Source organism: Methylocystis sp. (assembly GCF_050251305.1).
GTDB lineage: Bacteria > Pseudomonadota > Alphaproteobacteria > Rhizobiales > Beijerinckiaceae > Methylocystis.
Window position 1 is genome coordinate 36,654 of record NZ_JBFWNB010000019.1, and the last position, 25,546, is coordinate 62,199.

The 25,546-nt window shown below is 62.0% G+C and carries 22 protein-coding genes; 10 read left to right on the forward strand and 12 right to left on the reverse strand.

Annotation, left to right across the window (positions count from 1 at the left end; all coding sequences use genetic code 11):
* Window positions 1-173: 173 nt before the first annotated feature.
* Window positions 174-1,205, forward strand: coding sequence for an adenylate/guanylate cyclase domain-containing protein (locus tag AB7F41_RS08565; RefSeq protein ID WP_428384630.1), 1,032 nt, complete (start codon window positions 174-176; stop codon window positions 1,203-1,205).
* A gap of 159 nt (window positions 1,206-1,364) precedes the next feature.
* Here the strand turns inward: AB7F41_RS08565 and AB7F41_RS08570 are convergent, their stop codons facing one another.
* A complete protein-coding gene (locus tag AB7F41_RS08570; protein WP_428406506.1) occupies window positions 1,365-1,535 on the reverse strand; it encodes a hypothetical protein in 171 nt (56 codons plus the stop codon).
* An 88-nt stretch (window positions 1,536-1,623) separates the two neighbouring features.
* On the opposite strand from AB7F41_RS08570, the gene AB7F41_RS08575 reads away from it, so the two are divergent.
* Window positions 1,624-2,421 (forward strand): hypothetical protein, encoded by a 798-nt coding sequence (locus AB7F41_RS08575; RefSeq protein ID WP_428384628.1) that lies wholly within the window; start codon window positions 1,624-1,626, stop codon window positions 2,419-2,421.
* 86 nt (window positions 2,422-2,507) lie between these two features.
* On the opposite strand, the gene AB7F41_RS08580 is transcribed toward AB7F41_RS08575, so the two are convergent.
* The gene (locus tag AB7F41_RS08580; RefSeq protein ID WP_428384626.1) at window positions 2,508-5,537 is read right to left on the reverse strand and encodes a tetratricopeptide repeat protein; all 3,030 of its coding nucleotides are present in this window, start codon (window positions 5,535-5,537) and stop codon (window positions 2,508-2,510) included.
* Between the two features lie 652 nt (window positions 5,538-6,189).
* On the opposite strand from AB7F41_RS08580, the gene wecB reads away from it, so the two are divergent.
* Both wecB and AB7F41_RS08590 read left to right on the forward strand, forming a co-directional pair.
* Window positions 6,190-7,266 (forward strand): non-hydrolyzing UDP-N-acetylglucosamine 2-epimerase, encoded by a 1,077-nt coding sequence (gene wecB / locus AB7F41_RS08585; RefSeq protein ID WP_428384624.1) that lies wholly within the window; start codon window positions 6,190-6,192, stop codon window positions 7,264-7,266.
* A gap of 105 nt (window positions 7,267-7,371) precedes the next feature.
* On the forward strand, window positions 7,372-8,829 hold the full coding sequence (locus AB7F41_RS08590; RefSeq protein WP_428384622.1) for a glycosyl transferase family protein: 1,458 nt from the start codon (window positions 7,372-7,374) through the stop codon (window positions 8,827-8,829).
* A 56-nt stretch (window positions 8,830-8,885) separates the two neighbouring features.
* On the opposite strand, the gene AB7F41_RS08595 is transcribed toward AB7F41_RS08590, so the two are convergent.
* Together AB7F41_RS08595 and AB7F41_RS08600 are read right to left on the reverse strand one after the other, a co-directional pair.
* Window positions 8,886-10,022 (reverse strand): NAD(P)/FAD-dependent oxidoreductase, encoded by a 1,137-nt coding sequence (locus tag AB7F41_RS08595; RefSeq protein WP_428384620.1) that lies wholly within the window; start codon window positions 10,020-10,022, stop codon window positions 8,886-8,888.
* 148 nt (window positions 10,023-10,170) lie between these two features.
* Window positions 10,171-10,836 (reverse strand): class I SAM-dependent methyltransferase, encoded by a 666-nt coding sequence (locus AB7F41_RS08600; RefSeq protein ID WP_428384619.1) that lies wholly within the window; start codon window positions 10,834-10,836, stop codon window positions 10,171-10,173.
* A 497-nt stretch (window positions 10,837-11,333) separates the two neighbouring features.
* Here AB7F41_RS08600 and nikR point away from each other — a divergent pair, with 497 nt between their 5' ends.
* Entirely contained in the window at window positions 11,334-11,801 is a 468-nt protein-coding gene (gene nikR, locus AB7F41_RS08605) for a nickel-responsive transcriptional regulator NikR (RefSeq protein ID WP_428384618.1), read from the forward strand.
* Between the two features lie 138 nt (window positions 11,802-11,939).
* On the opposite strand, the gene AB7F41_RS08610 is transcribed toward nikR, so the two are convergent.
* The gene (locus AB7F41_RS08610) at window positions 11,940-12,167 is read right to left on the reverse strand and encodes a BrnA antitoxin family protein (protein ID WP_428406507.1); all 228 of its coding nucleotides are present in this window, start codon (window positions 12,165-12,167) and stop codon (window positions 11,940-11,942) included.
* Between the two features lie 34 nt (window positions 12,168-12,201).
* Complete coding sequence (locus AB7F41_RS08615) at window positions 12,202-12,642, reverse strand: BrnT family toxin (RefSeq protein WP_428384614.1); 441 nt, start codon at window positions 12,640-12,642, stop codon at window positions 12,202-12,204.
* Between AB7F41_RS08615 and dnaG the strand changes: the two genes are divergently transcribed.
* Entirely contained in the window at window positions 12,641-14,551 is a 1,911-nt protein-coding gene (dnaG, locus tag AB7F41_RS08620; RefSeq protein WP_428384612.1) for a DNA primase, read from the forward strand. The two genes, AB7F41_RS08615 and dnaG, sit on opposite strands and share 2 nt — an antisense overlap.
* Window positions 14,552-14,756: 205 nt before the next feature.
* Entirely contained in the window at window positions 14,757-16,772 is a 2,016-nt protein-coding gene (gene rpoD, locus AB7F41_RS08625; protein ID WP_428384610.1) for an RNA polymerase sigma factor RpoD, read from the forward strand.
* Window positions 16,773-16,778: 6 nt separating this feature from the next.
* On the opposite strand, the gene AB7F41_RS08630 is transcribed toward rpoD, so the two are convergent.
* The 5 genes from AB7F41_RS08630 to AB7F41_RS08650 all read right to left on the reverse strand — a co-directional run bounded on the left by AB7F41_RS08630 (window position 16,779) and on the right by AB7F41_RS08650 (window position 21,542).
* The gene (locus tag AB7F41_RS08630; protein ID WP_428384608.1) at window positions 16,779-16,994 is read right to left on the reverse strand and encodes a hypothetical protein; all 216 of its coding nucleotides are present in this window, start codon (window positions 16,992-16,994) and stop codon (window positions 16,779-16,781) included.
* A gap of 4 nt (window positions 16,995-16,998) precedes the next feature.
* On the reverse strand, window positions 16,999-18,495 hold the full coding sequence (locus AB7F41_RS08635; protein ID WP_428384606.1) for a S8 family serine peptidase: 1,497 nt from the start codon (window positions 18,493-18,495) through the stop codon (window positions 16,999-17,001).
* 74 nt (window positions 18,496-18,569) lie between these two features.
* Window positions 18,570-19,874 (reverse strand): MFS transporter, encoded by a 1,305-nt coding sequence (locus AB7F41_RS08640; protein WP_428384604.1) that lies wholly within the window; start codon window positions 19,872-19,874, stop codon window positions 18,570-18,572.
* A gap of 8 nt (window positions 19,875-19,882) precedes the next feature.
* Window positions 19,883-20,560, reverse strand: coding sequence for a DUF1345 domain-containing protein (locus AB7F41_RS08645; protein WP_428384602.1), 678 nt, complete (start codon window positions 20,558-20,560; stop codon window positions 19,883-19,885).
* 49 nt (window positions 20,561-20,609) lie between these two features.
* Window positions 20,610-21,542 carry a polyprenyl synthetase family protein gene (locus AB7F41_RS08650; protein WP_428384600.1) on the reverse strand — a complete coding sequence of 311 codons (933 nt, stop codon included), beginning with the start codon at window positions 21,540-21,542 and terminating at the stop codon, window positions 20,610-20,612.
* A gap of 340 nt (window positions 21,543-21,882) precedes the next feature.
* Here AB7F41_RS08650 and AB7F41_RS08655 point away from each other — a divergent pair, with 340 nt between their 5' ends.
* The 3 genes from AB7F41_RS08655 to AB7F41_RS08665 all read left to right on the forward strand — a co-directional run bounded on the left by AB7F41_RS08655 (window position 21,883) and on the right by AB7F41_RS08665 (window position 24,213).
* Window positions 21,883-22,173: a hypothetical protein gene (locus tag AB7F41_RS08655; protein ID WP_428384598.1), complete on the forward strand. Its 291-nt coding sequence runs from the start codon at window positions 21,883-21,885 to the stop codon at window positions 22,171-22,173.
* A gap of 534 nt (window positions 22,174-22,707) precedes the next feature.
* Window positions 22,708-22,926, forward strand: a complete 219-nt coding sequence (locus tag AB7F41_RS08660; protein ID WP_428406508.1) for a hypothetical protein — start codon at window positions 22,708-22,710, stop codon at window positions 22,924-22,926.
* Window positions 22,927-23,217: 291 nt separating this feature from the next.
* Window positions 23,218-24,213 carry an alpha/beta fold hydrolase gene (locus tag AB7F41_RS08665; RefSeq protein WP_428406509.1) on the forward strand — a complete coding sequence of 332 codons (996 nt, stop codon included), beginning with the start codon at window positions 23,218-23,220 and terminating at the stop codon, window positions 24,211-24,213.
* A gap of 454 nt (window positions 24,214-24,667) precedes the next feature.
* Here AB7F41_RS08665 and AB7F41_RS08670 read toward each other — a convergent pair whose 3' ends face one another.
* Window positions 24,668-25,231 (reverse strand): recombinase family protein, encoded by a 564-nt coding sequence (locus AB7F41_RS08670; RefSeq protein ID WP_428406510.1) that lies wholly within the window; start codon window positions 25,229-25,231, stop codon window positions 24,668-24,670.
* Window positions 25,232-25,546: the final 315 nt, after the last annotated feature.

A 25,546-nucleotide genomic window follows, 5' to 3' on the forward strand; every position in this document is an offset into this window, starting at 1 on the left:
AATTTTCGTCTCGTCATACAGGACGAGCGATCGCTGCGGACGGATACAATGGGTTGATCCGTTCTATTTGTCATCTTCTTGACGACAGCGGACGCGCGGTCAAAATTGCGCGGATTGATTTGCGCATGCGATAACGCGTGCGCCGGCACCCTCAGCTCGATCGAAAGACCCCCATGGCACCTTCGCGCAACCCCGGACCTCCGCTCCTACTCAGGGTGGCCAAGTTCCTGCTGGGACTGCTGAGCGTCCTTCTGCTCATCGCGCTGGCGGCGATCCTGCTTCCGCTCGTCACGCCCTATTTCAAACATGCGGGGTCCTACCGCTGGATCGAATATGTTGAAGCCTTTGACGCGCGATTGATCCGATGGATCAAGTCGGTCGTCCCGACGAATTTTAAGGGCTATGAACTGGCACGTTGGTTTATCGTCGGGGGGATTCTCGTCGCACGGATTTGGGTCGACAATTTGCGACGCAAGATCTCGACTGCAATCTACCGCACCGCGCTGCAACGCGACTTCGAAGCGCTGCAGTCCGCGGCCCCCGCGGGGGCCGACGAACGGGTGCTTGCGCCGGTCAAGGAAAAGATGAAGTCGATGGACGCGCGCAGCGCCAAGAGCCGCGCGGAATTGCTCAAAGTGATGGCGGAAGCGAAGCGGCAGTTGGAGTCGATGGGCCGCGACCTCGCCTTCCTGTCGATCGACGTGGTCGACTCGACGAAGATGAAGCTCGGGGAGGATAAGACCTTTATCGAGCATGATTTTCGTGAATATAAAGATCTTGTCGACGGCAAGCTCCGCAGCAACGGATCGCTGAAAGCGGCCTGGACCCCGGACGGCGTCATGGCCTGCTTTCCAACAACCGACGCGGCGCTGAAAGCCGCAAAGGACGTAATCAGCGGTCTCGACGCATTCAACGCAAAAGTAAAAATGATCAGATCGAATTTCACCGTTCGCTGCGGCATCAACGCCGGGCACGTCTATTATGACGAGCAGACGCCCATGGAGGAAATGAGCGACCGCGTCATCGACATCGCCGGCCATATGCAGAAATATGCGCTTCCGGGCACAATCGCTTGCGCAAAGCAGATCATCGAGCCGGTGCAGCAGCGTGGAGGCTTCAGCGACGCGGGCAAGGTTGTCGACGGCTATGAGGTCTACCAGTGGACCCAGGCAGACTGTTTGCAGAACGAGCCGTCAACATCGTAACGCGAAACTCCGCGAAGGTCGCAGATGTTGTCTGCGGACCGCTCGGCTCCCCAAGGACCGGAGCTTCGTCCCGAGGCGCGCGCTATATAGCTTGAGCCCTCGCGCTGCGCCTTCGGACCTGATCAAGTCATTCGTTACGCCAAGCTGGCGAAGAATCGTTTAAGTAGTGGTCAGACTGATGCTTTTCCGTGGTCGGGCCTTGATGGCCTTCTTCTTGAACTCGTTCGCATTGGCGTCGATCTCATTGGCCGCCGCTGAGGAAGCGTCGACGTCCGCGCACGCGAATGCGCGATCTCCCGGCGCAGCCCTCTCGGCGAAGCCGACGACCATCAATCCGGGTCAGCCGGCGACTTTGGCGTTTTCCCTGACGAAGGCCGGTTTCTGCAGGGGGTCGAGTCGCCCGCACGATCGGAATTTTGTGGTCCGCAACCGGTCGGGCAATCTCGTCGTGCGACCGGCGCGCACGACGACCTATACGATAAGATGCAAGAAGGGCAGAGCGTCGACGTCTCATCGCGCCGTCGTGACGGTGACGCCGGACCATATCGTCCATTCCGAGACATTCGACGGCGCGGTCCCACACGCCCCTGAAACCCAGATCGGAGACGGCGAGTTTCTCGCGCCCAATTGGAAGTCGGTTTACCACGGCTTTGGTTCGAATTCGGTCGTCCGCCTGTTCGATGGCCAGGCGCTATCGATACGGCCGAAGGAAGCGACGTCTTCGAACGAAACGCACGCCGGTCTGATCAACGGACCGTTTCCTTCCTCGCCGATCGACCTTCGCGGCGATTTCACCATTGAGGCCTCGCTTCACACAGAACAGCAGTTGCGGCGCAATGATGCGCCAAATCCCTGGGAAGTGGCTTGGCTCTTGTGGGACTATGTCGACAACAGGCATTTTTACTATTTCGTTCCCAAGCCGAATGGCTGGGAACTCGGCAAAGCTGACCCTGCTTATCCAGGCGATCAGCGCTTCCTGGCGTCGGGAACTCGACCGATTTATCCAATCGGGCGTCGATATCTCGTCAAGATTGTTCAATCCGCTGCGCCGAATGCGACGACGCTCTCAGTCTTCGTCGACGGCGTTCCGCTAACGACCTTTACTGACCGGGAAAGGCCCTATTCAAACGGCCTCATCGGACTCTATTCCGAAGACGCTCTCGTCTATTTCCATTCGGTCGTTCTCACGATTCCTCGCGCTGCGGCGTCGAAATAGCGGCTCGTCTCGCGCGCGGCGCAGCTGCGAGCGGGGGTCCTTGCGCCGCCGCGCCGCTCAGAGCCGGACCGCAAACAGATGCGGCGTCAAAAAGTGATGGCGATCGTTGCGTTGAGGCCGCCTTGACGGCGGCTCTCGCCGAAGGGGAACAGATAGCCGAATTGCGCTGTAATGATGCCGTCAAACGCCCGATAAACATCTCCGCCCAACCAGGCGCGCGCGACCAGCGCCGGACCCGCGCCGAAGGCGAACTGGCGGGTGTCGGCGCTGTCATATGTCCCCATGCCCATTCCGGCGGCCCCAATCACGACGCGGGAGGTGGCGTTCCAGTAGGAATAGCCCAGGAGACCCACGGCGTTTTGCAGATAGCGATGCTCTCCGACCCTGTAGGTGCCGTAAGTGGCGAAGCTCGTCAGCGGCTGCCAAGCCGTCTCATGAGGATAGCTCATGTTGGTTGGTTCAATCGCGCCCGCCGCTCCTGCGCTTGACGTGCTCGAGTAAGCGAATCCGCCGTAGCCATAGCCCCATGACAAGGCCAGCTGATTGAAGGGCGCGTTTGTCGTGAAATGGTGCTGCCATTCGGCGCTGACCGAAAAGTTGATGCCGTCGAACGGTCGAAGGCGCAGGCCGAGCCGCGAATAGCTCTCGGTGAAGCGCGTCTGGTCCTGAGACCAGAAACCGCCGATCAATGTTTCAAGACCGAATATGTACGGCAGGTGTCGACCATCGAACCGCATGACGGTTTCGAAACTCGGTTGCATCTGATACCCGCCCCAGCGCTTTCGCCGATCGGCGATGCCGCTCATGACGACATTCGTGCGGACGCTGGAATCCGCCTCGACGATCTGCGTTTTGACCACCTCCTGATCGCGCGCTGGACGCGCGCTGAGCGATGGATCGCTCGACCAGCGGTCGATCGCTTCCCGAAAGAACTGGGACTCTTTCGACCGATCGACATAGACGCTCGCATAGCCGGCGCTCAGCAGCACTTCGCCTTTCGGATCGAGCGCAAGACTATTCTCAAATGCGTCGACCGCTGAGGCGTATTCCTTTTGACGCGCGTAAAAATTGCCGAGCGTCGCCCATCCGGCCGCATAGCGGGGATGTTGCTGCGTGAACCCGACGAGTTCGGCGCGCGCCTGCGTCACATCTCCCTGTTTTTCGTAAGCGAGGGCCCTGGCGCTCGCGATTTCGAGCTCGACCGCCACCTTTTGCGCAGGAGGCAAGTCTCCGCGCGCGAGCGCTTTTACAAAATCCGCATACGCCCCGTCGCCATCCCCGAGCGCCTTACGAAGATAGGCCCTTTGCGCATAGGCTTGGCCACTGGCCTTGCCGCGCGCGATCAGCGCGTTCGACCTCTTCAACGCCTCATCCGTGCGTTCGAGCCCTGCAAGCGCGGCGATCGTCACGCGAAAAACGGCTTCATTGGCGCCCGGGAACGCCTCGGCCGCCCGCCCGTAACGCAAGGCGTTCGCCCAATCCTGCGCGGACGCCGCCCTGAACGCCTTTTCGGCGACGAGCGTGTAGCGCGCTTCATTGAGCGCCCGCGCGACATTGAGCTTTTGATCGGCCGGAAGGCCATATTTCAAAGCCTGCTCGAAGTCTGCGGCGGCGCCGCCTACATCGCCGGCCTGACGGCGCAGGAATCCGCGCTGCGCGAGAACGGCGGCGCTGTGCGGGACAGACGCAAGGTAGCGGTTCGCTTCCGCAAGCGCCTCAGCTTTGCGTCCCTGGCGAAGAAGCGCGGACAAGAGCAGGAGGACTGGCGCTTCCGCCTTTGGATCAAGGCTGCGCGCCTCGCGCGCGGCGTGAACGGCCGCGTCGAACCGACCGAGCTTCAACGCATCGTAACCGTCGTTGAGCGCCTGTTGCATCGGCGTCTGCTCCGCGCCGGCCTGCGCGACGCCCGATTCGGTTGCGTGTTGCGCTTCCGCAATCGCGAGTTTCAGCCTCTTCTGTTGCGCAGGCTCGAGACCCGGCTGCGCGAGCGCAGCCCGGAAGTCCGCGATGGCGCCGCGCAGATCGCCGATGGCGCGCCGGCTGTAGCCGCGCTGTGCGAGCAATGCCGCGCTCGGGGCGTTGTCTTTGATGAAGGCGTCGGCTTCCTTGACCGCCGCCTCAGCCTGCCGAGAGCTGTCCAACGCCGTCATCAGCGCAAGCAACGGCGCTTCGGATTTTGGATATTTCACGCGAAGCTCGCGCGACAACTGCGCCGCGCGAGCGTAATCGCGCTGAGCGATCGCTTTATAGACCTCAGCGAGTTCGGCTTGCACAATGCTGTCCTGCTCAGCCTTGTTCGCCTCCGCCAGCGCATCGCGCAACCGTTGCGTTTCGCTTGGCTCGACGTCCGGCGCGGCGAGCGCGGCTTGGAAATCCGCTGCCGCGCCTTTCACGTCCTTCATGGCGCGACGCAAATATCCGCGCTGCGCAAGAAGGCGTTCGCTGGGCGTATGTTCCGCAGCATAGCGATTCAGTTCGTCGAGAGCCGCTTGCGAGCGGCCCTGTCGGCTGAGCGTCTCGGCGATGAGTCGGACAGGAGCTTCCGCTTTTTCATCGATTTGGCGCGCCGCGCGCGCCTTCTCCATCGCCTCGTTCAACCGGGACTTGTTGAAGTCGTCATATGCGCCTTCCATCGCCAGGTCGAAGAGCGCGACATTCGCCGCATCGTCCTGCTCCTTGGTGAGCGCGCCGCTCTGTCGCGCGCTGCGCAAATCCGTCTCGGCGCCAGCCAAGTCCTTCAGGCGTTTGCGCAAATGACCGCGTTGGGCGATCAGCGTGGGCGAAATTTTGTGTGAGGCGCCGAAGCCGTTGATGACGTCAACCGCCTCGCCAGCCTGTCCCAATTTGTTCAGAACATCGGCCAGCAGGCGGACCGGCATTTCATAGTCGGGCGCGAGATCTCGCGCGCGTTGCGCGTATTTCAGCGCGCCTTGGGGATCATTCTTGGCCAGATGCGCGAAGGCTAACGCAAGCTCCTGATAGCCGGGCGCGCCTGGCGGCGGCGCCTCGCGCACGACGTCGTCGCTCGCCGCGTAACCGGTCGCGGGCGGCGCGGCCAGGAACGCGAGAGCCAGGAAGAGGTTCGTTGCGCAAGGCCAGCGGAAATCGCGTCCCACGATCGCGCTCCATCGCTTTAAAAAAAACTGAATTCGGACCGAAACTCAAACGCAGGACGACGCGAATCAAGGACGCAACACGTTGTTTTTTATTATCTGACGCCGGCATTAAAGCAAATTCCCGGCGCCGCCGTTTCAGAATGCGACGACCCAATCTCGATTTGGGCCACCCGACAGCCGAATGCTTCCGACGACAAAATACAGCGACGCGCTCTCAGTGCAGGAATAACGTGGAAAAATAGATATTTAATGCATGCGACAACTCGCCGCTCCCAATTGGACGGCCGTGGCAAGCGACCTGCAGGAGAGAAAACCAAATGCAACTCATGGCGTTAGTGCTCGTTTTATTTTCACTGGTCTCCGTAGCGAGCTTCGTTGGAGCGCTATTCTTCGGGACAGCCGGGGCGATCGCGCTTGTGGCGCTAGGTTTGCCTATCTCTTTTGTCGGAATAGCGATTTTCATAGGACGATGAAGATGTCGGATTATTAATTCGACGACTCAAGGCTACTCGACTATACAAACATCTGAACTCGGTAACATAGAAGAGCTGAAATGAACCAACTGAGCAACACAAGAATAAATGGCCTTCGCGCAACGAGTTCAAAGCTTTGCTGCCTATGCATCGTCGGAACAAGACCTGAAGCCATCAAGATGGGGCCCGTCATCGCCGAACTCAATCGTTCGGATTGGGCTTATCCCCACGTCGTGACGACCGGCCAGCACGCCGACGTCGTCGAAGACGCGCTGCGCGACTTCGGCGTCGCGCCCTCGCGCCGACTCGACCTCGAACGCCGAAACGGCTCGCTCAACGAGCTTTTCGGCAAGGTGATCGGGGAAATGGATCGCGTGATCGACGAGGTTCAACCCGACTGCATCATCGCCCAGGGCGATACGACGTCGGTCGCCGTGGTGTCGCTCGCCGCGTTTCACAAGAACGTGCCCTTCATGCACATTGAGGCGGGCCTGCGGACCGGGAAGCTCAACGACCCCTACCCGGAAGAACTCAACCGGCGGATCGCCGGGCTGGCCGCGGCGATGCATTTCGCGCCGACCGCCGCGTCGCTCAACAATCTGTTGCGCGAAGGCGTCGATCCCGCCGACTGTCTCGTCACCGGCAACACCGGCATTGACGCCTTGTTGCAGACCGCCGCGCGCCCGTCGCCTGCGCCGCAAGGATTTCCAAATCTGCCCCGCGTCATTCTCGCAACGGCGCACCGGCGGGAAAGCTTCGGCGCGCCGATTGAAGACGCGCTGCGCGGCATCAGAACCGCCGTCGAACAGAACGACGACCTTGGCGTTTATTTCGTCACGCATCCTAACCCGCGCGCGCATGAGCCTGCCCGCCGAATCCTTGGCGGCCATCCGAGGATCTCCGTTGTCGACGCGATCGGCTATGCGGATATGGTTGCTGCGCTGAAGATGTCCTGGATTGTCGTCACCGATAGCGGCGGCCTCCAGGAGGAAGCGCCGGCGCTCGGAAAGCCCGTGCTCGTGCTGAGGAACACGACCGAACGGCCGGAGGCGGTTCGCGCCGGGGCGGTTCGCGTGGTCGGCACGAATACGGCCTCGGTCGCGAACGCGATCTCGCAGCTTCATGACGATCCGGAGCTTTACGCCCGCATGTCGGTCCCGGTATTCCCGTACGGCGATGGCCAGGCGGCGAAGCGGATCGTCGCCGCGATGCGTGCCCGCTTGGAGTCCCCAGTTCAAACATTATCGGCCGCCTAGGCCGCCGCGCTGCGCCCTTGCCGACTCGCGCGGCAGGGCGCAAAAGAACGTCCGATGCGCCCTCAATCTGTCGACATGCAGGGTTGAAGAGCTTAAGGACGAGCGATGCTTAGCCTGACCGACGCAACCGTCGCCTACGTCGACGCTCTCGTGCGCCTGTTCCTTATTTTTGGCGTCGCTATTATTCTTTACAGCCTCGACGACGTCTTCGTGGACAGCGTCTATTGGCTCATGAGATTATTGGGATGGCACCGCGCCGAAATTCCCGAGCTGCCTGAGCAAGCGCTGCTCGAACGTCCGCAGCGGCCGCTGGCGGTCATGGTGCCGGCCTGGCATGAAGAGGCCGTCATCTATGAAATGCTGAAAACGAACGCCGGTTATTCCGCGACGACGGTCTTTTTCGTTGGCGCCTATCCGAATGACCCCGCGACTCAACGGGAAGTGCTCAGGGCGGCGGCGGAACGGCCGGAGAATATTCGTCTCGTCGTCGGCCCGCATGATGGACCGACGACGAAAGCGGATTGCCTCAATGCGGTCATCGCCGCCATCGGCGAATATGAGAAAGCCTCAAACATCCAGTTTGCGGGATATGTGCTGCACGACAGCGAAGATGTGATTCATCCGCTGGAATTTCCGTTGTTCAGCGCCCTGATCTCTGAATTCGATTTCATCCAGATTCCGGTATATTCATTCCGGCGCTCGCTTCTGCAGATGACGGCGGGCACCTACATGGACGAATTCGCGGAATTTCATAACAAGGATCTGTTTGTCCGACAGCGTTTGACGGGCGTCGTGCCCTGCGCCGGCGTGGCCGCCTGCTTCAGCAAGAAGGCGATCGAAACCTTGCGCGTCTGGCGTCAAGGCGAGGTGTTTGATCCTGTTGCGTTGACGGAGGACTACGACGTCGCTTTCGCGATGAAAAATCTCGGCCTGCGGTCGGCGTTCGTTCTCAACAAGGCGCCATATACGCTCGACATTCCGCAGGGGACCTATGAACTGCAACGGATCGCAACGCCGCTCGCGATCGCCACGCGAGAACATTTTCCGAGCGAATACCGAGCCGCGTACCGGCAGCGCGCGCGCTGGCTTCTGGGAATCGGCTTCCAGGGAGCATCGAAGCTCGGCTGGGGAAACACCCTGACCGAGGCAATCTTTTTTCTGCGCGACCGCAAGGGCATCTTGTCCGGAATCATCGCCGTCATCGCCTATTTCCTGGCGTTCAACGCAGTTGCGATCCTTATTCTTGGAAGAGTGAGCGAAGTGTGGCGCATCGCCGGCTATGCGATGCTCGACCCGACCCTACGGGTGGTGTTTTTCATCAACATCTGCTTGCTCATCAACCGGCTCATCCAGCGAATGATTTTTACGGCCTCGATCTATGGAGTCGGTCAGGGTCTGATGGCGGCGCCGAGGGTCATTTTCTCGAATTTCATCAACTTCTCCGCCGCGCTGCGCGCCCTCTATATTTACATTTGGCGCCATAAGATCTGCGGGAAACCGCTGAGCTGGGACAAAACGAGTCACACCATGCCGGGCCAGATCGTCGAAACCGTTCAAACTTAGCGCACGCGCGCATTCACGAGGGCGACCCCCGCTGCCGGTTCGTCAGGACCGCAGGTTCAAGTGATCCGGCGGATCGCCGCTTCGGGAACACGAGTCAGGCTCGCGATGACCCGAACGCTGGACGGAAAGAGCGACGCAAGCCAAATGATTGCGTCCTGACCGGCCGAATGTCTGAAGAACAAGCCGTTCAGCGGCGTCGAGAGGCGCATCTGCCTTCTGACGATGCGGCTGAAGCGGCGGTGAAAGTCATGCGACGTCGCGCCTTCGAGAAACATGTTCGCCGCCAGAACCGCGCTGCAGCTGGCCATGCCCATCCCGTCGCCAGTGAAAGAGGGAATCACCGCGATCTGATCGCCGAGCCGCCAAAGACCCTGGGGATCGTTCAGCGATGGACTGTGCACAAAACCGTATGGGATGCGACTGATCGCCAGCGGGCGGTCGAGCAGCGGTTCCGCGCCGTCCAGATAGTCGGCGACATAGTCCGACTCTCTGCTGAACTGCTTCAAGACGCCGTCCCAGGTTCCGCCTGCCTCCGCAAACCTGCCTTCGCTGATCACGAAGCAAAAGTTGACGTGGTCATCCTCGACGAGCATCAGCCCGAGATAACATTCCCTCAGCAGAATGAGCTCGGTGACCCATCGCAAATGCTCGGTCTTTTTCCTGTTGAAGCGATAATACATCTTCAAAGCGAGGTAATCGCTTTGTCGTCCAGACGCCGCGCGCTTGACGCCGCGCAGATCATGCTTTCCCGTCGCAAGAAAAATCGTGCGCGTCGGCGCGACGCCTTCGGAGCCGAAGGAGACGATGAAGCCGCCGTCATCCGATTGCTCGATGCGCCGCGCCGTCTTGCCGCGGATGACATTCACGCCTGAATCCGCCGCATGTTCGAGCAGGGCCTCGTCCAGGGCCTTGCGCGACAACGCCAGCGCCGGAAACGGCAGTGGCTCGTCAACGCTGCGCGCGCCGCGCACCAGTCGCACCCGTGTGATCGGCCGCGCGCCGAGATCGGCGGGATCCGCCCCGAGCGCGCGCAAATTTGCGCTGACTTCTCGACTGAGAAATTCGCCGCAGATCTTGTGGCTCGCGGACGATGAGCGCTCGTAGAGATCGACGCGCCGACCGGCGCGGGCTAGAGCAAGGGCCGCCGTGGCTCCCGCGACGCCGCCGCCGATGATCATGCTTGCATCCGTCACGGCGCGACTCCTTTCCAAAAACCCGCGCGAAGCGCGCTCGGGACGAATGGGGCGATCGGTTTAACTTTGAGAGCGCAGCGGAACGTTCTGGCGCGATCGTCTCGTGATTTGGCGCGCCGGCCGGACGCGGGAACGACGGCGCGCATGGTCACCGAACATCGGCCCGAGGCGCGTTTTCACGGGCGAGGGTCGATCGGCGCGCCGCGAAGCAATGCGTGAAGGGCATTTCATAGGTTTCATCGAGAACCCAGCCGTTCGGACTCGGCCATAGCTTCGATAAATCCCGACCGTTGAAGCCGGCGCGCACGCTCGTCTTCGCATCCCATTGCGTGACGTCGTTGCAGCCGATGACCCAGACCAGGCTGCTCGCCAGAAGCGAAAAACGGTCGCGTCTGGGCTCGCACGCCGCGAACAGCGTCGTGCGCGCCGCCGCCAGTTCGAGCAGGCGGGCGAGATCCGGATTCTCGAAATGATGCAGAAAGAGATTCGCGGAGATGATGTCGGTTTTCGCGGCGTCGTGCGAAAGGTAATCGAAGACGTCGGCGACGATCCTCTCGACCCGCCATCCGATCGCTTCAAACGCTCGGCGGGTTTCGTCCGACAATATGTCCTGCTGATCGAGCAGGCGCGCCGTCACGCCCGGCCATTTCGGCGCCAGACGCCGTGCGACGCCGAGCATCAACGCCCCATCGCCGGATCCGAGATCGAGGATGGTTTTCGGCGGCCGATCAAAATGGCGGAGAAGCAGCGTCGCCATGATCTTGCTTTGCAACATCCAGCGATTGATGCGTCGCAGGTCGCGCCGGGACCGCATTGCTCGTGGATCGTCGCCGGGAAGTGAATCCAAAAGTTCCGGATAAACTGCGCGAGCGAGCCCAGTCATTTTCGCTCCTTCCTTCTGTTGCGCTGAGGCGCAAATTCGGTCCTGAGCACAACTTCAAATTGAAACTTCGAAAGCAAACAGTTTATGAGCGGCCCCGGGGCGGCGTGCTTGGGCCAATTTGTCTGCGGCCACGGTCGCGGTTGAGCCGTTCAGACGCCGCGATTTTGATGCGCTGCAGCATCCCCTTGCCGACAACGCTTCAGTTCAACAATCGTTGCACTCAACGAGAATTTTTTGCTCGGCGGAATTCTCTGGCCTAGCCGCTCCAAGCTGGAATAGGCTCTGATGGCGGCGGCGCGCTTCAGAACCTGCGGTCCGGACGCTGTTGGCGGCATATGCCCCTTGGCGTAAGAAACCTGAGGTCGCGCTTGCGATCTTTCCCGTCGATTGGACCGCCGGACCGAGGCGCGGACAGCTGGAGCCGACATATGCAGCGCGTGACCATAACCATCGACGAAGAGCTGATGAGCGCGCTCGATCAGTATATGGAGACCGGCGGCCACCAAAATCGCTCGGAAGCGGTGCGCGACCTGGTCCGCGCCGGACTGCTCAAAAGGCCGGAGGCCGATGACAGCGCCCGTCACTGCGTGGCGGCGCTCGTTTATGTCTACGACCATGAGACCCGACAGCTGTCGAAGCGGCTGATGAATGACCACCACTCTCACGCCGACATGTCGATCGCGACGCTGCATGTGCACATGGACGAAGCGACCTGCCTCGAAGTGTCCCTGCTCAAAGGCCAAAAATCGGATGTCGAACACTTTGCCGGCCATGTGATCGGCGAACGCGGCGTGAGATATGGGCAGCTTGTCGTCCTGCCGTCAGATGTCGATCAACGCGACGCGCTCCCCCACGATCATCACCCGGCAGGCCGGCACGCGCATTCCTCAAACTAGCGCGCTCCTCCACGCCTAAAGGTCCCTGTCGCCGAACAACGCCCCTGTCGACAAGCGTCGCCACAGGCTTCAGCAGGGTGCGGAGCTTTGAGCGCGGCTGGACGTCGCCGCGCTGCAAGGCATGCCGGAAGACCGCGTTTAACCCGTCTTGCGCTGCTTTACATAGCTGCGCAGGACGGCGTTGATGCGGCGCTGATAGCCGGGGCCTTGCGCCTTGAAATAGTCGATCAGGTCTTGGTCGAGGCGGATCGAGATGGCCTGTTTTTTTGGCGGCACGACGATCTCTGCCTTGCTCCAGTCGATCGGGTCGAATTCCGCCCAATCGGGATCGCTTCCGATAGCGGCGTCGATTTCCGCGTCGGTCATTTCTCGCTTCTTTGTCACCCGGCGCGCCATCGCCTCATGATGTGTCGCCGATGCGATCTTTGTAGATTTCACGCTCATACTTTCTCGCCATCCTGGCCGAGATGATCCGAATGCGGCCGTTTCGTTCGGTGTAGATCACGGCGATGATCCGACCCTGCGCCCTACCAAGCGCCAACCACCGCAGTTCGCCGGAACGATCAGAACGGAGCCTCAGGAAGGGCCCCTCGAACAGAGCCGTAGCCTCCTGGAATGAAATACGGTGATTTTTGCAGTTCGACTCGTTTTTATCAGCTTCCCATTCGAAGCCATTGCTGATCCATGTCGTCATATCTCTGGCCGCACATCGATGCGCGGCGCAGCAGGCCACGACGCCGGAAATGCAATTGTATATACATAACTTTCGATCATCAAGACGCTTTCTCGCGGCGCCTCGCGGGCGTCTATGGTAAATCTTGCTCAACGGCTGGCCGAACATGCGCTTCTCGCCTTCCTTCCTCGATGAAATTCGGGCGCGCGTGCCCGTCTCCGAGGTCGTGCGCCAGAAGGTGAAGCTCAGGAAGGAAGGCAAGGAGTGGCGCGGCCTGTCGCCCTTCAACGCCGAGAAGACCCCCTCCTTCTACGTCAACGACCAGAAGATGCGCTGGTTCGACTTTTCCGCGGGCAAGAACGGCAACATTTTCGATTTCGTCATGGAGACCGAGGGGCTCTCTTTCCCTGAGGCGGTCGAGAGGCTGGCGGCGCTCGCCGGCCTGCCGCTGCCCGTCGAGACCAAAGAACAGCAGGAACAGGATCGACGGCGCGCAACGCTTGGCGAGGCGCTGGAGGCGGCCGCCGTCTTTTTCGAGAAGCAGCTCGCCGGCCCGGCGGGACGCGAGGCGCGCGCCTATCTCGACCGCAGACAGATTTCCCCCGGCGCCCGTGACCAATTCCGCCTCGGCTTCGCGCCGCCGGAACGCCATGCGCTGCGCGATCATCTCGCCGCGAAGGGCGCGAGCGTCGAGACAATGATCGAGGCGGGGCTGCTCGTCCACGGCGAGGACATCGCCGTCCCCTACGACCGGTTCCGCAACCGGGTGATGTTCCCGATCTGCGACCGCGCCGGCCGCGTCATCGCCTTCGGCGGGCGCGCCCTGGACGCCGACGCCCAGGCGAAATATCTCAATTCCCCTGAGACGCCGCTCTTTCACAAGGGCGCGACGCTCTACAACCTGCACAACGCCCGCAAGGCCGCGCATGAGACCGGCGCGGTGATCGCCGTCGAGGGCTATGTCGACGTCATTGCGCTGGCCGCTGCGGGCTTCGCCAACGCCGTCGCCCCGCTCGGCACAGCGCTGACGCCCGAACAATGCGCCCTGCTGTGGCGTCTCGCCGAGGAGCCGATCCTCTGCTTCGACGGCGACAAGGCGGGACTGAAGGCGGCTTTTCGCGCCGTCGATACGGCGCTGCCGCTGATCGGACCCGGCCGCTCGCTGCGATTCGTACTCCTGCCCGGCGGCCAGGATCCCGATGAACTGCTGCGTTCAAGCGGCGCTGAAGCGCTTGCCGACTGTCTGAGCCGCCCCCTGCCGCTCGTCGATCTCCTATGGATGCGCGAGACCGACGCGGCGCCGCTCGATACGCCCGAGCGCCGCGCGGCGCTTGAGCGGCGGATGCGCGAGATCGTCGGCCTGATCGGCGACGACGACCTGCGACGCCATTATCTCCTGGAGCTCGCGCAGCGGCTGGACCGGCTCTTCGGCCGGGACCAGGGCAGGCCGTTTCGACGCGCGGACGTCTCGCGGCGCGGACCTGGGCCGAACGGGCGGCGGCGCACGCCAGACGACGCGCCTTTGACGATTGGTCCCGCATTGGCGAATTCGCCGCTGTTTCGCGGCGTCAAGGGCGGAATCACCCCGCGCGAGGCGCTTATCCTGCTGATATTGATCAATCATCCGGACCTGATCGATGCCCGTGCGGAGGATCTGGCCACGCTTGATCTCGAATCCGCCGACGCCCGCGCCCTGCGCGACGCGCTGCTGCGATTCGCCGAACGCGGCCGGGACGACAAACGAGAGCTTCGCCCGTTCCTGACATCGCTTGGGCTTGACGGAACCGTCGCCAGGCTCCAGGCGATGCCGGCCCATTCGACGCTATGGAGCGTGCGCCCGGACGCCGCGGCGGCCGACGCCGGCGAAAGCCTGCGACAGGCTTTCGCCTTGCATCGCAGATCATTGGCGTTAAATAGAGAGTTGCGCGCGGTGCAAGCAATGCTGGCCGACAACCCTAACGAGCGGGATTATGCGCGGCTGAAGGATATTCAAGCCCAGTTGTCTGCGCTAGATGGCGCAGAAGCAGCGGTGGAAGGATATGGAGCGCTTTCCGGCCGGCGGTCGCGCAGTTTATGAATTCGACGCGGCTGACGCCGTAGCGAAGAGGGGATGATAAGCGCGCCGCGAGAGGCGGTGCGAAGGTTTTTTGCGGTCGGTCGGTTTTCCTGCCAGCCTGCCGCGCCCTGGCTTGAAGAGGGCTCCTCTCAGGCTTTTTAAGAAAACTTGCGCCTTGCCTGGTTCGGGGGGAGCCGATCCAGGGCGAGGCGCTTGGAGCTTGTGGATGGCGAAAAAAGACGAAGACAAGGTCGAGAACGAAACCGCAGCGACGACGGAGGCCTCCGACGGGCCGCTTCTCGATCTCAACGACGCCGCCGTCAAGCGGATGATCAAGCTGGCGAAAAAGCGCGGCTTTGTCACCTATGCCGAGCTGAACGCCGTGCTGCCGTCCGAGGAAGTGTCGTCGGATCAGATCGAAGACGTTTATGCGATGCTCTCGGAAATGGGCATCACGGTCTCCGAAGGCGACGATCCGGACGACGTCGAATCCGAGGAGCAGAATTCAGAAGAGGAAGAGTCCGAAGGCGGCGAACTCGTCGAGAGCCCGCGGGCGACGGCGGTCGCGACCCGCGCCTCCGAACCCGCCGATCGCACCGACGACCCCGTGCGGATGTATCTGCGCGAGATGGGCTCGGTCGAGCTGCTGTCGCGGGAAGGCGAAATCGCCATCGCCAAGCGCATCGAGGCCGGGCGCGAGGCGATGATCGCCGGCCTGTGCGAGAGCCCGCTCACCTTCCAGGCGATCATCATCTGGCGCGAGGAGCTGGAAGCCGGCAAGGTCCTGCTGCGCGACATCATCGATCTCGAGGCGACCTACGCCGGACCTGACGGCAAGGCGGCGAAGAACGCCGAACCCTCCCCGTCCGCCGACATGGCGCCGGCGACTGCGCCGCGCACGCCACCTGCTGGACTGGGCGAGGAAGCCCCGCCGGCGGAAGAGAATTTCGAGGAAGAAGACGACATGGAAAATTCCGTGTCGCTCTCCGCGATGGAATCCGAACTGAAACCGAAAGTTCTCGAAACTTTCGCGCGCATCGCCGACGCATACAAGAAGTTGCGCCGGCTGCAGGATCAGAACGTCGAAAACAAACTCAAGAACGAGACTCTGACGCCTGCGCAGGAGCGCAAATATAAGACGCTCAAGAAGGAAATCGTCGCCGACGTCAAATCGCTTTCGCTGAACCAGAACCGCATCGAAGCGCTCGTCGAACAGCTCTACGACATCAACAAGCGGCTCATCGGCTATGAGACGAAGCTCCTGCGGCTCGCCGACAGCCACGGCGTCATGCGCGAAGACTTCATCGACAAATTCCACGGCTCCGAGCTCGATCCCAAATGGGTGATGCGCGTCGCCAAGCTCGGGTCCAAGGGCTGGAAGGAATTTGTCGCCGCCGACAAGGATCGGATCAAGGATCTGCGCGCCGACATTCACGCGCTCGCGACCGAGACGGGACTGGAGATCTCCGAGTTCCGCAAGATCGTTCACATGGTGCAGAAGGGCGAGCGCGAAGCCCGGCAGGCCAAAAAAGAGATGGTCGAGGCCAATCTGCGTCTCGTGATCTCCATCGCCAAGAAATACACCAATCGCGGCTTGCAGTTCCTCGACCTCATTCAGGAAGGCAACATCGGCCTGATGAAGGCGGTGGACAAATTCGAATATCGCCGCGGCTATAAATTCTCGACCTATGCGACGTGGTGGATCCGCCAGGCGATTACCCGCTCGATCGCCGATCAGGCGCGCACGATCCGCATTCCGGTGCATATGATCGAGACGATCAACAAGATCGTGCGCACGTCGCGCCAGATGCTGCACGAGATCGGCCGCGAGCCGACGCCGGAAGAGTTGTCCGAGAAGCTCGCCATGCCGCTCGAAAAAGTCCGCAAGGTCCTCAAGATCGCCAAGGAGCCGATCTCGCTCGAGACGCCGATCGGCGACGAAGAGGATTCGCATCTCGGCGATTTCATCGAGGACAAGAATGCGGTGCTGCCGATCGAGGCGGCGATCCAGTCGAACCTGCGCGAGACCACGACGCGCGTTCTCTCGTCGCTGACGCCGCGCGAAGAACGTGTGCTGCGCATGCGCTTCGGAATCGGCATGAACACCGACCATACGCTGGAAGAAGTCGGCCAGCAGTTCTCGGTGACGCGCGAGCGCATCCGCCAGATCGAAGCGAAGGCGCTGCGCAAGCTGAAGCATCCGTCGCGGAGCCGGAAACTGAGAAGCTTCTTGGATAATTGATCGCCGCTATTGCGGCTCTCGTTTGGGAAAGCTCGTCTCGGGCGAGATAATCCAGTCTGGAAGTTGTTTTCGCAACTTCTCTATTGCGACGTCGTCCGCTTCGACGAGCGCCGCCCGCGCAATTTCATGATCGACGACACGGACCCCGCTCGTCGCGGCGATACGGCCGAGATCGGCCGCCGGCGGCGCATCGGCGTTAAACAACAGGACGAAGCGTTTCATCGCTTCAGACCGAAGGCGATTGTGGCATCCCGTAGCCTTCGAAGTTCAATCCGAATCCACGGCGCGCGCAATTCGTTTGCAGCAGACGTTCGATCGCATCGGAGCGCGCGCGGTCGCGCGGCATGCGCCATACGTCGGGAGATTGCGATGGGAGGCACGCCGCCGCGCCGGCGACCACCGGCGCGGCCATTGACGTGCCGCTGAGCGGTCCGACCTTGTTGTTGGGCAGCGTCGAGATGGCGCCGACGCCGGGCGCGGTCAGCGCGATCTGCGGCCCGACATTTGAAAAATGCGCGATGAATTCGGATGGATCCGCCGTGGCGTAGGGCGGCGAAACAATCTGCAGTTCTTCGCTGGAGCCGAACGGGAACGTTCCCTGACGGCCCATGGCGGAAACGGGGGTCGCGCCTGCATAAGCCGCGGGATTTTCGACGCCGCCGCGGTACGCATTGCCTGCGGCGACGACGATGAGCATGCCTTGGTTGCGGGCGTCCATGATCGCTTCTCTGACGATTTCATCGTCCGGGCCGCCGCCAAGGCTCAAATTAATGATGTCGCAACCGTCCTCGGCGGCGAAAATCATCGCCTTGAGCAAGGCGTAATTGCTCGCGCGGATCGAGTCGCCGCCATAGACGCGATAGGCGTTCAGCTTCACATGCGGCGCGACGCCCCGGACGCCCTGAAACGTCGCGCCGGTTGCGCCAATCAGTCCCGCAACATGCGTGCCGTGATAGCCGACGTCGGTCGTTTCCTTCGCTGGTTCGCCGGTGACGGTGTTGCGTCCTCCGATGAGGTTGAGATCCGCATGCGGACCGCATCCTGTATCGATAACGCCAACCGTGACGCCCGCCTCGCTCCGGAAATTCGTGTGCGCAAAGTAATAGCGCACGCAGTCGACATAAGGGAGCGTGAGCGGCGGCGCGACGACTGGTATGACGCCGCTCGCCGGGATGTTGAGGCGATAGCCGCTCCAATATCCCGAGCCTGGCGCCGGCGTCGCTACGATACGCTCGATCATCGGCGCGGGCGACGACAAACGCACGCGTCCGCTTGCGTCGGTGACGCCCTCGGTTCTCAACCGGCTGACGAAATCCCAATAGGCCACGACCTGGCAGCCGGCGATTGCGCGGCCGGTCGCCGCATCGGCGACCGTGACCTCGAAACGAAATTGAGAGACGCCGCTTCCCCTGAAATCTATGAAGCCGGCCGATGCGTCCATGGGTTGCGGCAAGGCGTAAAAGACTTCTTTCACCGCCCGAACCGGCGATCCCGACGCGTTCAGTCTGGCGGCGGCGTCCGGTTCGAGGTCGACAAGCTTCGGACCATTATCGGCGACGGTATCGACGACCATCGCATTCGCGCCGCCAAACATGTCGAGTTGGACCGAGACAGGTTGTTGCGTGCTGCGCACACTCGGAAATCGCAGGAGCGCCTCGGTTCCGGCGCGCCTCGAGCCGGCGACGCCGCGTTTTGGAAGAATAATATATCTTTCGGTCGCCATTCCGGCCTCCAGACAATGAACTTCTTTCAAATCGAATATGAAACCATGCGATCCGTTCGCTTCGCGTCAGGCCGCTAGCGCCCGATCTCAATCCGCGAAGTCTTCTTCGTATCCGGCATCGTCGCGTAAACCGCCAGCGACACAAAAATCGCGGCGCTCGCGTAATAGTAAAACCAGCTTTCATGCCCCTGCGCCTTGAACCAGAGCGCCACATATTCCGCCGAGCCGCCAAACAGCGACACGGTCGCCGCGTATGGCAGCGCCACGCCGGTGACCCGGATCGCCGCCGGGAACAGTTCCGCCTTCACCACGGCGTTGATCGACGTGTAGAGCGCGACGATCAGCCAAGCGCAGCAGATGAGGATAAAGGCCGTCCAGGGATCGCGCATCGTCTGAATGGTGGACAGCAGCGGCACGGTGAAGATCGTGCCCAGCACGCCAAAGGCGATGAGCATCGGGCGACGGCCGATGCGATCCGAAAGCGCGCCGTAGATCGGTTGCAGGAGCAATGCAAACAAAAGCGAGCCAGCTGCGATCCACGTCGTCTGCCGGTCGCTCAGGCCGGCGGAGAGCTTGAGGAACTTCTGCATGTATGTCGTATAGACATAGAAGGCGATCGTGCCGCCGAGCGTCAGCCCGACGACGGTCGCCGTCTCGCGCTTATGCGCGAGCAGCGCAGCGAGCGAGCCGCGCCGCCGTTCGGCGCGGGACGCATTGAAGGCCGGCGTTTCCGCAAGATCGCGGCGCATGAACAGCGCCACGACCGCGAGCAGCGCGCCGAAGGCGAAAGGGATGCGCCACCCCCAAGCGCGCAGCGCCTGGGCGTCAAGCGCGACATTCTGCAGGATCAGCAGCACGCAAAGCGCGAGCAGTTGTCCGGAAATCATCGTCACATATTGAAAGCTCGAATAGAAGCCGCGCCGCTCGGGATGCGCCATCTCAGCGAGATAGGTCGCGCTCGAACCATATTCGCCGCCAAGGCTGACGCCTTGAACGAGACGCGCGAAAAGCAGCAGCGCCGGCGCGCCCACGCCGATCATGGCGTAGGTCGGCGCGAAAGCGATGAGAAGCGAGCCAAGACACATCAGCAGCACGGACAGCATCAGCGCGATACGCCGACCGCGCCCGTCGCCGATGCGTCCGAAAAGATAGGCGCCGATCGGCCGCATCAAGAAGCCGAGCGCGAAGACGCCCGAGGCCGACATCATCTGCGCGACGGCGTCGTCGCCCGGAAAAAATGAATCGGCGAAATACATCGAAAACGCCGAATAGACGTAGAAGTCGTACCATTCGACGAGATTGCCGATGGAGCCGATCAAGATCGCCCGCAATCGCGCGGCTTCGCTCTTGATGTCGATCGTTGCTGTCGGTTCGCGCATATGATCCTTCAGACCAGTTGGCTGGCGACGTTGACCATGAGCGCGAGAATGGTGGTGTTGTAAATAAAGGCAATGACGCCATGCGTCGCCACCAGGAGTCTCATCGGCGAGGAACAGGTATCGACGTCGGCCGTCTGAGACGCGACGCCAATGACATAGGAGAAATACAGAAAGTCAATGTATTGCGGCATCGTGGTGTTCGGGAAATGCAATCCGCCTCTTGCCGACGGCGGCTCGTCGCGATCGCGCTCCTCCTCGAAATAAAATTCATGCGCATAGTGGAAGGCGAACGTCAGGTGCAGAAACAACCAGGAATTCAGCACCGTGACGATCGTGAGCGCGACGGCTGCGCCCTTTTCCAGGCCGTGCATCGCATTGACCGAGCCGAGCTCGATGACGACCGCGCCGAACGACGCGGTGGCGATCGCGGTCGTCAACAGCAGCATGACGAAGCGTCCCTCGTCGAGACGCTGCGCGCGTTCGCGGATCGTGTCATGCGTCGCTCTCGAGATGAGCAGGTAGACAAGCGTGAAATAGCAAAGAGCGACGACGTTCCAGGCGACGAGCGCGCGCGCGATCGCCTGCATTGACTGCGGCAGAAGAAAGCCGACCAGGAGACCGAGCGCGAGGCTGAGGAAAAGCTGTGGCCGACCGCGGATGATCCGGACAGGCGCGAGGAGCGCCACGGCGAATCGTCGAATCCTGGATAGTCGCCGCCGCCGCATCCGCGACCTCTCAATTGCGCCGCGCGGCGACGAAACGGGCGGCCTCCGCCAATATATCGGTTCCCGCGCCCAGCTTTGTATCGCGCAGCGCCGCCGTCGCCTCTTCGACAAGCGCGTCTCTTCGCGCGCGCGCGGCGTCGAGACCGAGAAGACCGACAAGCGTCGCCTTGCCGCGCTCGGCGTCCTTGCCGGCGCGCTTGCCCAGCGCGGCGCTGTCGCCTTCGGCGTCGAGAATGTCGTCGGCGATCTGAAACGCGGCGCCAAGCGCTTCTCCATAGCGCGTCAGCGCGCGCGCTTGCGTCTGCGATGCGGCGCCGAGGATGCCTCCGGCGTCGACCGCGAAGCGCAACAGGGCGCCGGTCTTCATCGCCTGCATCTGCAAGGTCTCGTCGAGCGTGAGCGGCGTCGCCGCGGTTTCGGCGGCAAGATCGAGCGCCTGTCCGCCGACCATCCCGCCAAGCCCCGCCGCGCGCGCCAGAGCAAGCACGAGGGCTGCGCGCACGCCGGCGTCTTGATGCGTCTTCGGATCGGCAATGACGTCGAAGGCGTAGGTCAACAGCCCGTCGCCGGCGAGAATCGCGGTCGCCTCGTCAAACGCCTTATGGGTCGTCGGCCGCCCTCGGCGCAGATCGTCGTCGTCCATGGCCGGCAGATCGTCATGCGCCAGCGAATAGCAGTGAATCATTTCCAGCGCGCAGGCGGCGCGCAACGCCGCCTCCCCAACGACGCCGAAGAGTCGCGCGGATTCGATGACGAGAAATGGCCGCAGGCGCTTGCCGCCGCCGAGCGAAGAGTAGCGCATCGCCTCGAGAAGGCGCGCGGGCCGGGCGATCTCGCCGGGAAGCGGCGGCGGCGACAGCAGCGCGTCGAGCGCGGCCTCCGTCGCCTCGGCGGCGGCGTCGAGACGGCGGCGAAATTCCTCAGCGCGAGCGGCTGCGTCCATGAGAGCGGTGTCCTTCAAAGCAAACGACAGTGGCTGCTAGCAAATTTACGGTCCCGCCCCAAGAGCGGCGCATATGCGGCTGATGGCGAAAACGCGTCGCGTTCTGGACTTTTCCTAAAACCTGCACGGCTGAATGTCGAAGGATGTTGTATTTTTGCGACAGCCACCGAAGACAGCTTTTATTAAGCTTTACGCGACGCCAATGCGGCTTGTGGCTTTCCCAAGCGGCCGTGAGCCGCGGCGTCATATCGAATCTCGCGGCGCGCCATGGAACGGATGGGTCGCGCGTCGCCTCGCCTGGATGCGGACGATCCAGCGTCGCCCTCAAAAGGAGAAACGCATGAAGAAAGTTCTGCTGCTGACGACCGTCCTGGCGGCGGCCGCGCCGCTTGCGGCGTGTTACACTCCCGGCGAACGCGCAGCGGGCGGCGCTGTGATCGGCGGCCTCGGCGGCGCGGGCATTGGCGCCCTCGCGTCCGGCGGACGCGCGGGCGGCACGCTTGCCGGCGCGGCGATCGGCGCGGCGAGCGGCGCCGTCGTCGGCGCGGCGACTGCGCCGCCGCGGCGTTGCGCGCGCTGGGGCTGGGATTATTACCGCAACCGCGTCTGCGTCGCGTTCTACAACTACTGAACGGCCGCGCCGCGCTTTGTAAAACCGCAGGCCTGACGCCTGCGGTTTTTTTCTGCTCTGTGACCGCCGCGCTTGGAAGCGCCGCACGTTCTTGATCTTCAAGCCCAGACCGCTAATTTGAAGCGTGCGGCGCCTATTGGAGAGAGTTCATGCCGGAAGGCTTAACAAGACTGATGATCGTGGCGGCGATCGGCTTTTTCTTTGGCGCAGCGATCGTCGGCTACTACGGGGGCTGAAGACGTCCCGTTGCGAGGCGCTCCGCCGCTTCGCGGGTTCGCGCAAATAAACTGAGCTTTGCCCAAACCTTTCCGGCTTGAGTGGCGGCCGCTCTCCCGATCGAGGGCGACGGCGTCGCCAGCGAGGACTTTTTCCAGCGCCGACGTCTCCGAAGCCGACGCGCGTCGGATTTTCCATCCACCGCGCTCAGGACCGCCGCGAATCGCCATCATGCGGCGTCGAACGCGTCGCGATAACTGTCGGTTAACCATGCTGATCTATGCCAGCGTTGACGAAGCGCGATCAGGAGAATCAGCGATGGCGATCAGCAACAGCACCAAGATTGGAGTGGTTTTGGCGGTCGGAATTCTCGGCGGCCTCACGTCGAACCTGCTTTCGCTTCTGCTCCTTGCCGTGGCGGGCCTGCTGATCGCCTGGGGTCAGAATCCGCAGGGCACCGAGGCCTTCTTTGAGAGTCTCCCCTATGGCAATTACAGTTCGAAGGCCTTCTCGCGTCTGAGCGCGATCCTTTCTTAAGGCCTCCCGCCGCTCGTCCGCGCGGCGCGTGCATTCCGCAGAAATTCGGCCCGCCGGATCGCTTCTGGCGGGTACGCTCCGATACAACGGAAATGAGACTGGCGGAGGCTCCTCGCCGGATGCGGACGCGCATTGCTCGAAGCTGATGCGCGTAACGCAATCGCTGGCCGAACAATCAGCCAGAATTTAGGGATGTCGAAGGAAACGAGCGCCGAAACACCCGTCAAAGAAACGTCGTCAAACCTGCCGCGATCTGGTGCGGCAAGGCGGTAGAACGGCTGGAGAGCGAGGATGATCTCGAGAACCGCTCCCGCCCTTGCCGTGGACGAGATCGGCTCCTTCCATGTCGGCGGGCGGATAATCCGCCTCGACGACCTGCCCATGCGCGATCGGGTGAGCACGCCCGACGGGCCATCGTACCGCGTGGACCCCAACGGCGAAATCGTCGTCGGCCAGCTCTATGTCCAATATGTCCGCCTCTCCGCGCCCAAGGCCGCGGCGCCCTTGCTGCTGTGGCACGGCGCGGGCATGACTGGAGCCGCTTGGGAAAGCACGCCGGACCGCCGACCCGGCTGGCTGATGTTCTTTTTGCGCGCCGGCTTCGACACTTATGTGTCAGACGCAGTGGAGCGCGGCCGCGCCTCTTTCGCGCCATTTCCGCAAGTCTATCCGGAAGCGCCGTTTTTTCGAACTGCGAAGGAGTCGTGGGAAGACGCCTTCCGCTGTGGGCCGCCCGGCTCCTGGAATCCCGACCCGGCGCTTCGGCGCTCATACCCGGACTCGCTTTTTCCCGTCGAGGCGTTCGAGGCGTTCATGTCGCAATGCGTCCCGCGCTGGAGCTGCAACGACGCGCTCACCCAGGCGGCTTATGACGCGCTGTTGCAGCATTTCGATCGCGACGTCGTCATCCTCACCCACAGCCAGGGCGGCAATTTCGGCCTCACCGCAGCGATCCATGCGCCGGAGCGGGTGCGCGCCATTGTCTCGCTGGAGCCTTCGGGCGCCCCCGACCCGGCTTCGGCGGATCCCGCCCTGCTCAATAAGACGCCGCACCTCTTCGTTTGGGGCGACAACTGGCGCGATAGCGCGTTTTGGGCGGGCTCGCGCCCTGCCTCCGAACGTTGGCGCGACGCTTTGGCGGCGGCAGGCTGCGACGTAACCTGGGTCGACCTTCCGGCGCGCGGCGTCCGCGGCAACAGCCACGCGCTTATGGCGGACCGCAACAGCGACGATATCGCCGGCCTTGTGCTCGACTGGATGGCTGCGCGTGGGCTCGTCCATAGCTGAGCCGATCGATATGCGCCGCAACCGGGATCGCACGCGCCAAGGCCATGAGGTATTGCGCGCTCCTCTCACATGCGCCGCCAAACGCGTCGGGCGCGTGGACGAGAGTCGATGTCCCAGCGCCACGCCATCGGGCGAGGCGCCGGCACGGCGCAGAAAATTTAAAAAGCTGGTGCTGCAAGAGAGGATTGAACTCTTGAAGCGATTTCATAAGCTACTGATTTTATGTAGACTCTATTCCGCTGTGAGTGACGATTGTGTAGCAGTTTGGCGGTGCAAAGCAAGTCTTTCCGAGGGGGTCGGCGTGCTGAAAAATGTTGAGAACTTGTGAGAGCCTATACGTTGTTTGCTTCGCCAATTTTTTCCCCCTTTGGGGAGGGGGTCTATGCGAAGCGATGACGGATGCCGTGAGGTGGCGACTTAGGCCGCCGTCCCCTTCGCACTCCGACCACTCACCTCATTGCCATTGGTCTTTCATGTCGTTGAGGATGCGGTAGACGCTCGCCCGACCGATGCCTAGCTGGTCAGCAATCTCAGAAGCGCCTTTCCCAGCCTTGTGGAGACTCAGGACATCATCCGACTTGGCGCGCGCAGTCATCGCTCTCCCTTTGTATTTCCCTTCCTCCTTGGCTTTCGCTATCCCTTCCCGTTGCCGCTCAAGCATGACCTCACGCTCGAACTGAGCGACGCTGCCAACGAGGTTGAGCAGCAAGCGCCCCGTTGGCGTGTTGGTGTCGAGGTTCATGGCGAGGATGCGCAGCGATGCGCCCTTGCCCTCCAACCGCTCCATGATCTTGACGAGGTCAGGAACTGAGCGGGCCAAGCGGTCGAGTTTCGTCACGACCAGCGTATCGCCTTTGCGAACGAACTTGAGCGCCTTCTCCAACTCCTCTCGGCGCTGAACTGAGGACACCTGTTCCTCGAAAAGCTCTTCGCAGCCGCTCGCCTTCAAGTCCCGCCGCTGCGCCTCTAGGCCCGCTCCCTGCTCCGTGGTGCTCGTTCGTGCGTATCCGACTAACATCGTGTTCTCCTTGTCTCACTAAAAACCACCACATTGTGAGAAACAAGGAGTCTCAAGTCAAGCAGTATGTATGTGAGACACAATTCGCAGGAGGCGAAGCTGACTCACACGGGCAGGGTCTTGTAAGACAGATGTCGGGCCGCACACAGGTAAGGTTGTGGCGTCCAAGGAAACTCAGCGGGCCGGAATGTGTTTCGGCGTGCAATTTTGACCCCCTAACTTGGGGGATCGGCGTCCAAAATTGACCCCCATCTGAACTGTTTGCAGGTCTGCCCGCTTTGGCATTGAGCGGGCGGTGGGGGATGCTTGTTGTGG

Bases quoted from the DNA above. Each gene is read 5' to 3' on its own strand.
- AB7F41_RS08565 (WP_428384630.1), top strand. From the start codon at position 174: ATGGCACCTTCGCGCAACCCCGGACCTCCGCTCCTACTCAGGGTGGCC.
- AB7F41_RS08570 (WP_428406506.1), bottom strand. From the start codon at position 1,535: ATGGTCGTCGGCTTCGCCGAGAGGGCTGCGCCGGGAGATCGCGCATTC.
- wecB (WP_428384624.1), top strand. From the start codon at position 6,190: ATGGGGCCCGTCATCGCCGAACTCAATCGTTCGGATTGGGCTTATCCC.
- AB7F41_RS08590 (WP_428384622.1), top strand. From the start codon at position 7,372: ATGCTTAGCCTGACCGACGCAACCGTCGCCTACGTCGACGCTCTCGTG.
- AB7F41_RS08600 (WP_428384619.1), bottom strand. From the start codon at position 10,836: ATGCGGTCCCGGCGCGACCTGCGACGCATCAATCGCTGGATGTTGCAA.
- nikR (WP_428384618.1), top strand. From the start codon at position 11,334: ATGCAGCGCGTGACCATAACCATCGACGAAGAGCTGATGAGCGCGCTC.
- AB7F41_RS08610 (WP_428406507.1), bottom strand. From the start codon at position 12,167: ATGACCGACGCGGAAATCGACGCCGCTATCGGAAGCGATCCCGATTGG.
- dnaG (WP_428384612.1), top strand. From the start codon at position 12,641: ATGCGCTTCTCGCCTTCCTTCCTCGATGAAATTCGGGCGCGCGTGCCC.
- AB7F41_RS08615 (WP_428384614.1), bottom strand. From the start codon at position 12,642: ATGTTCGGCCAGCCGTTGAGCAAGATTTACCATAGACGCCCGCGAGGC.
- rpoD (WP_428384610.1), top strand. From the start codon at position 14,757: ATGGCGAAAAAAGACGAAGACAAGGTCGAGAACGAAACCGCAGCGACG.
- AB7F41_RS08630 (WP_428384608.1), bottom strand. From the start codon at position 16,994: ATGAAACGCTTCGTCCTGTTGTTTAACGCCGATGCGCCGCCGGCGGCC.
- AB7F41_RS08635 (WP_428384606.1), bottom strand. From the start codon at position 18,495: ATGGCGACCGAAAGATATATTATTCTTCCAAAACGCGGCGTCGCCGGC.
- AB7F41_RS08640 (WP_428384604.1), bottom strand. From the start codon at position 19,874: ATGCGCGAACCGACAGCAACGATCGACATCAAGAGCGAAGCCGCGCGA.
- AB7F41_RS08650 (WP_428384600.1), bottom strand. From the start codon at position 21,542: ATGGACGCAGCCGCTCGCGCTGAGGAATTTCGCCGCCGTCTCGACGCC.
- AB7F41_RS08655 (WP_428384598.1), top strand. From the start codon at position 21,883: ATGAAGAAAGTTCTGCTGCTGACGACCGTCCTGGCGGCGGCCGCGCCG.
- AB7F41_RS08660 (WP_428406508.1), top strand. From the start codon at position 22,708: ATGGCGATCAGCAACAGCACCAAGATTGGAGTGGTTTTGGCGGTCGGA.
- AB7F41_RS08665 (WP_428406509.1), top strand. From the start codon at position 23,218: ATGATCTCGAGAACCGCTCCCGCCCTTGCCGTGGACGAGATCGGCTCC.
- AB7F41_RS08670 (WP_428406510.1), bottom strand. From the start codon at position 25,231: ATGTTAGTCGGATACGCACGAACGAGCACCACGGAGCAGGGAGCGGGC.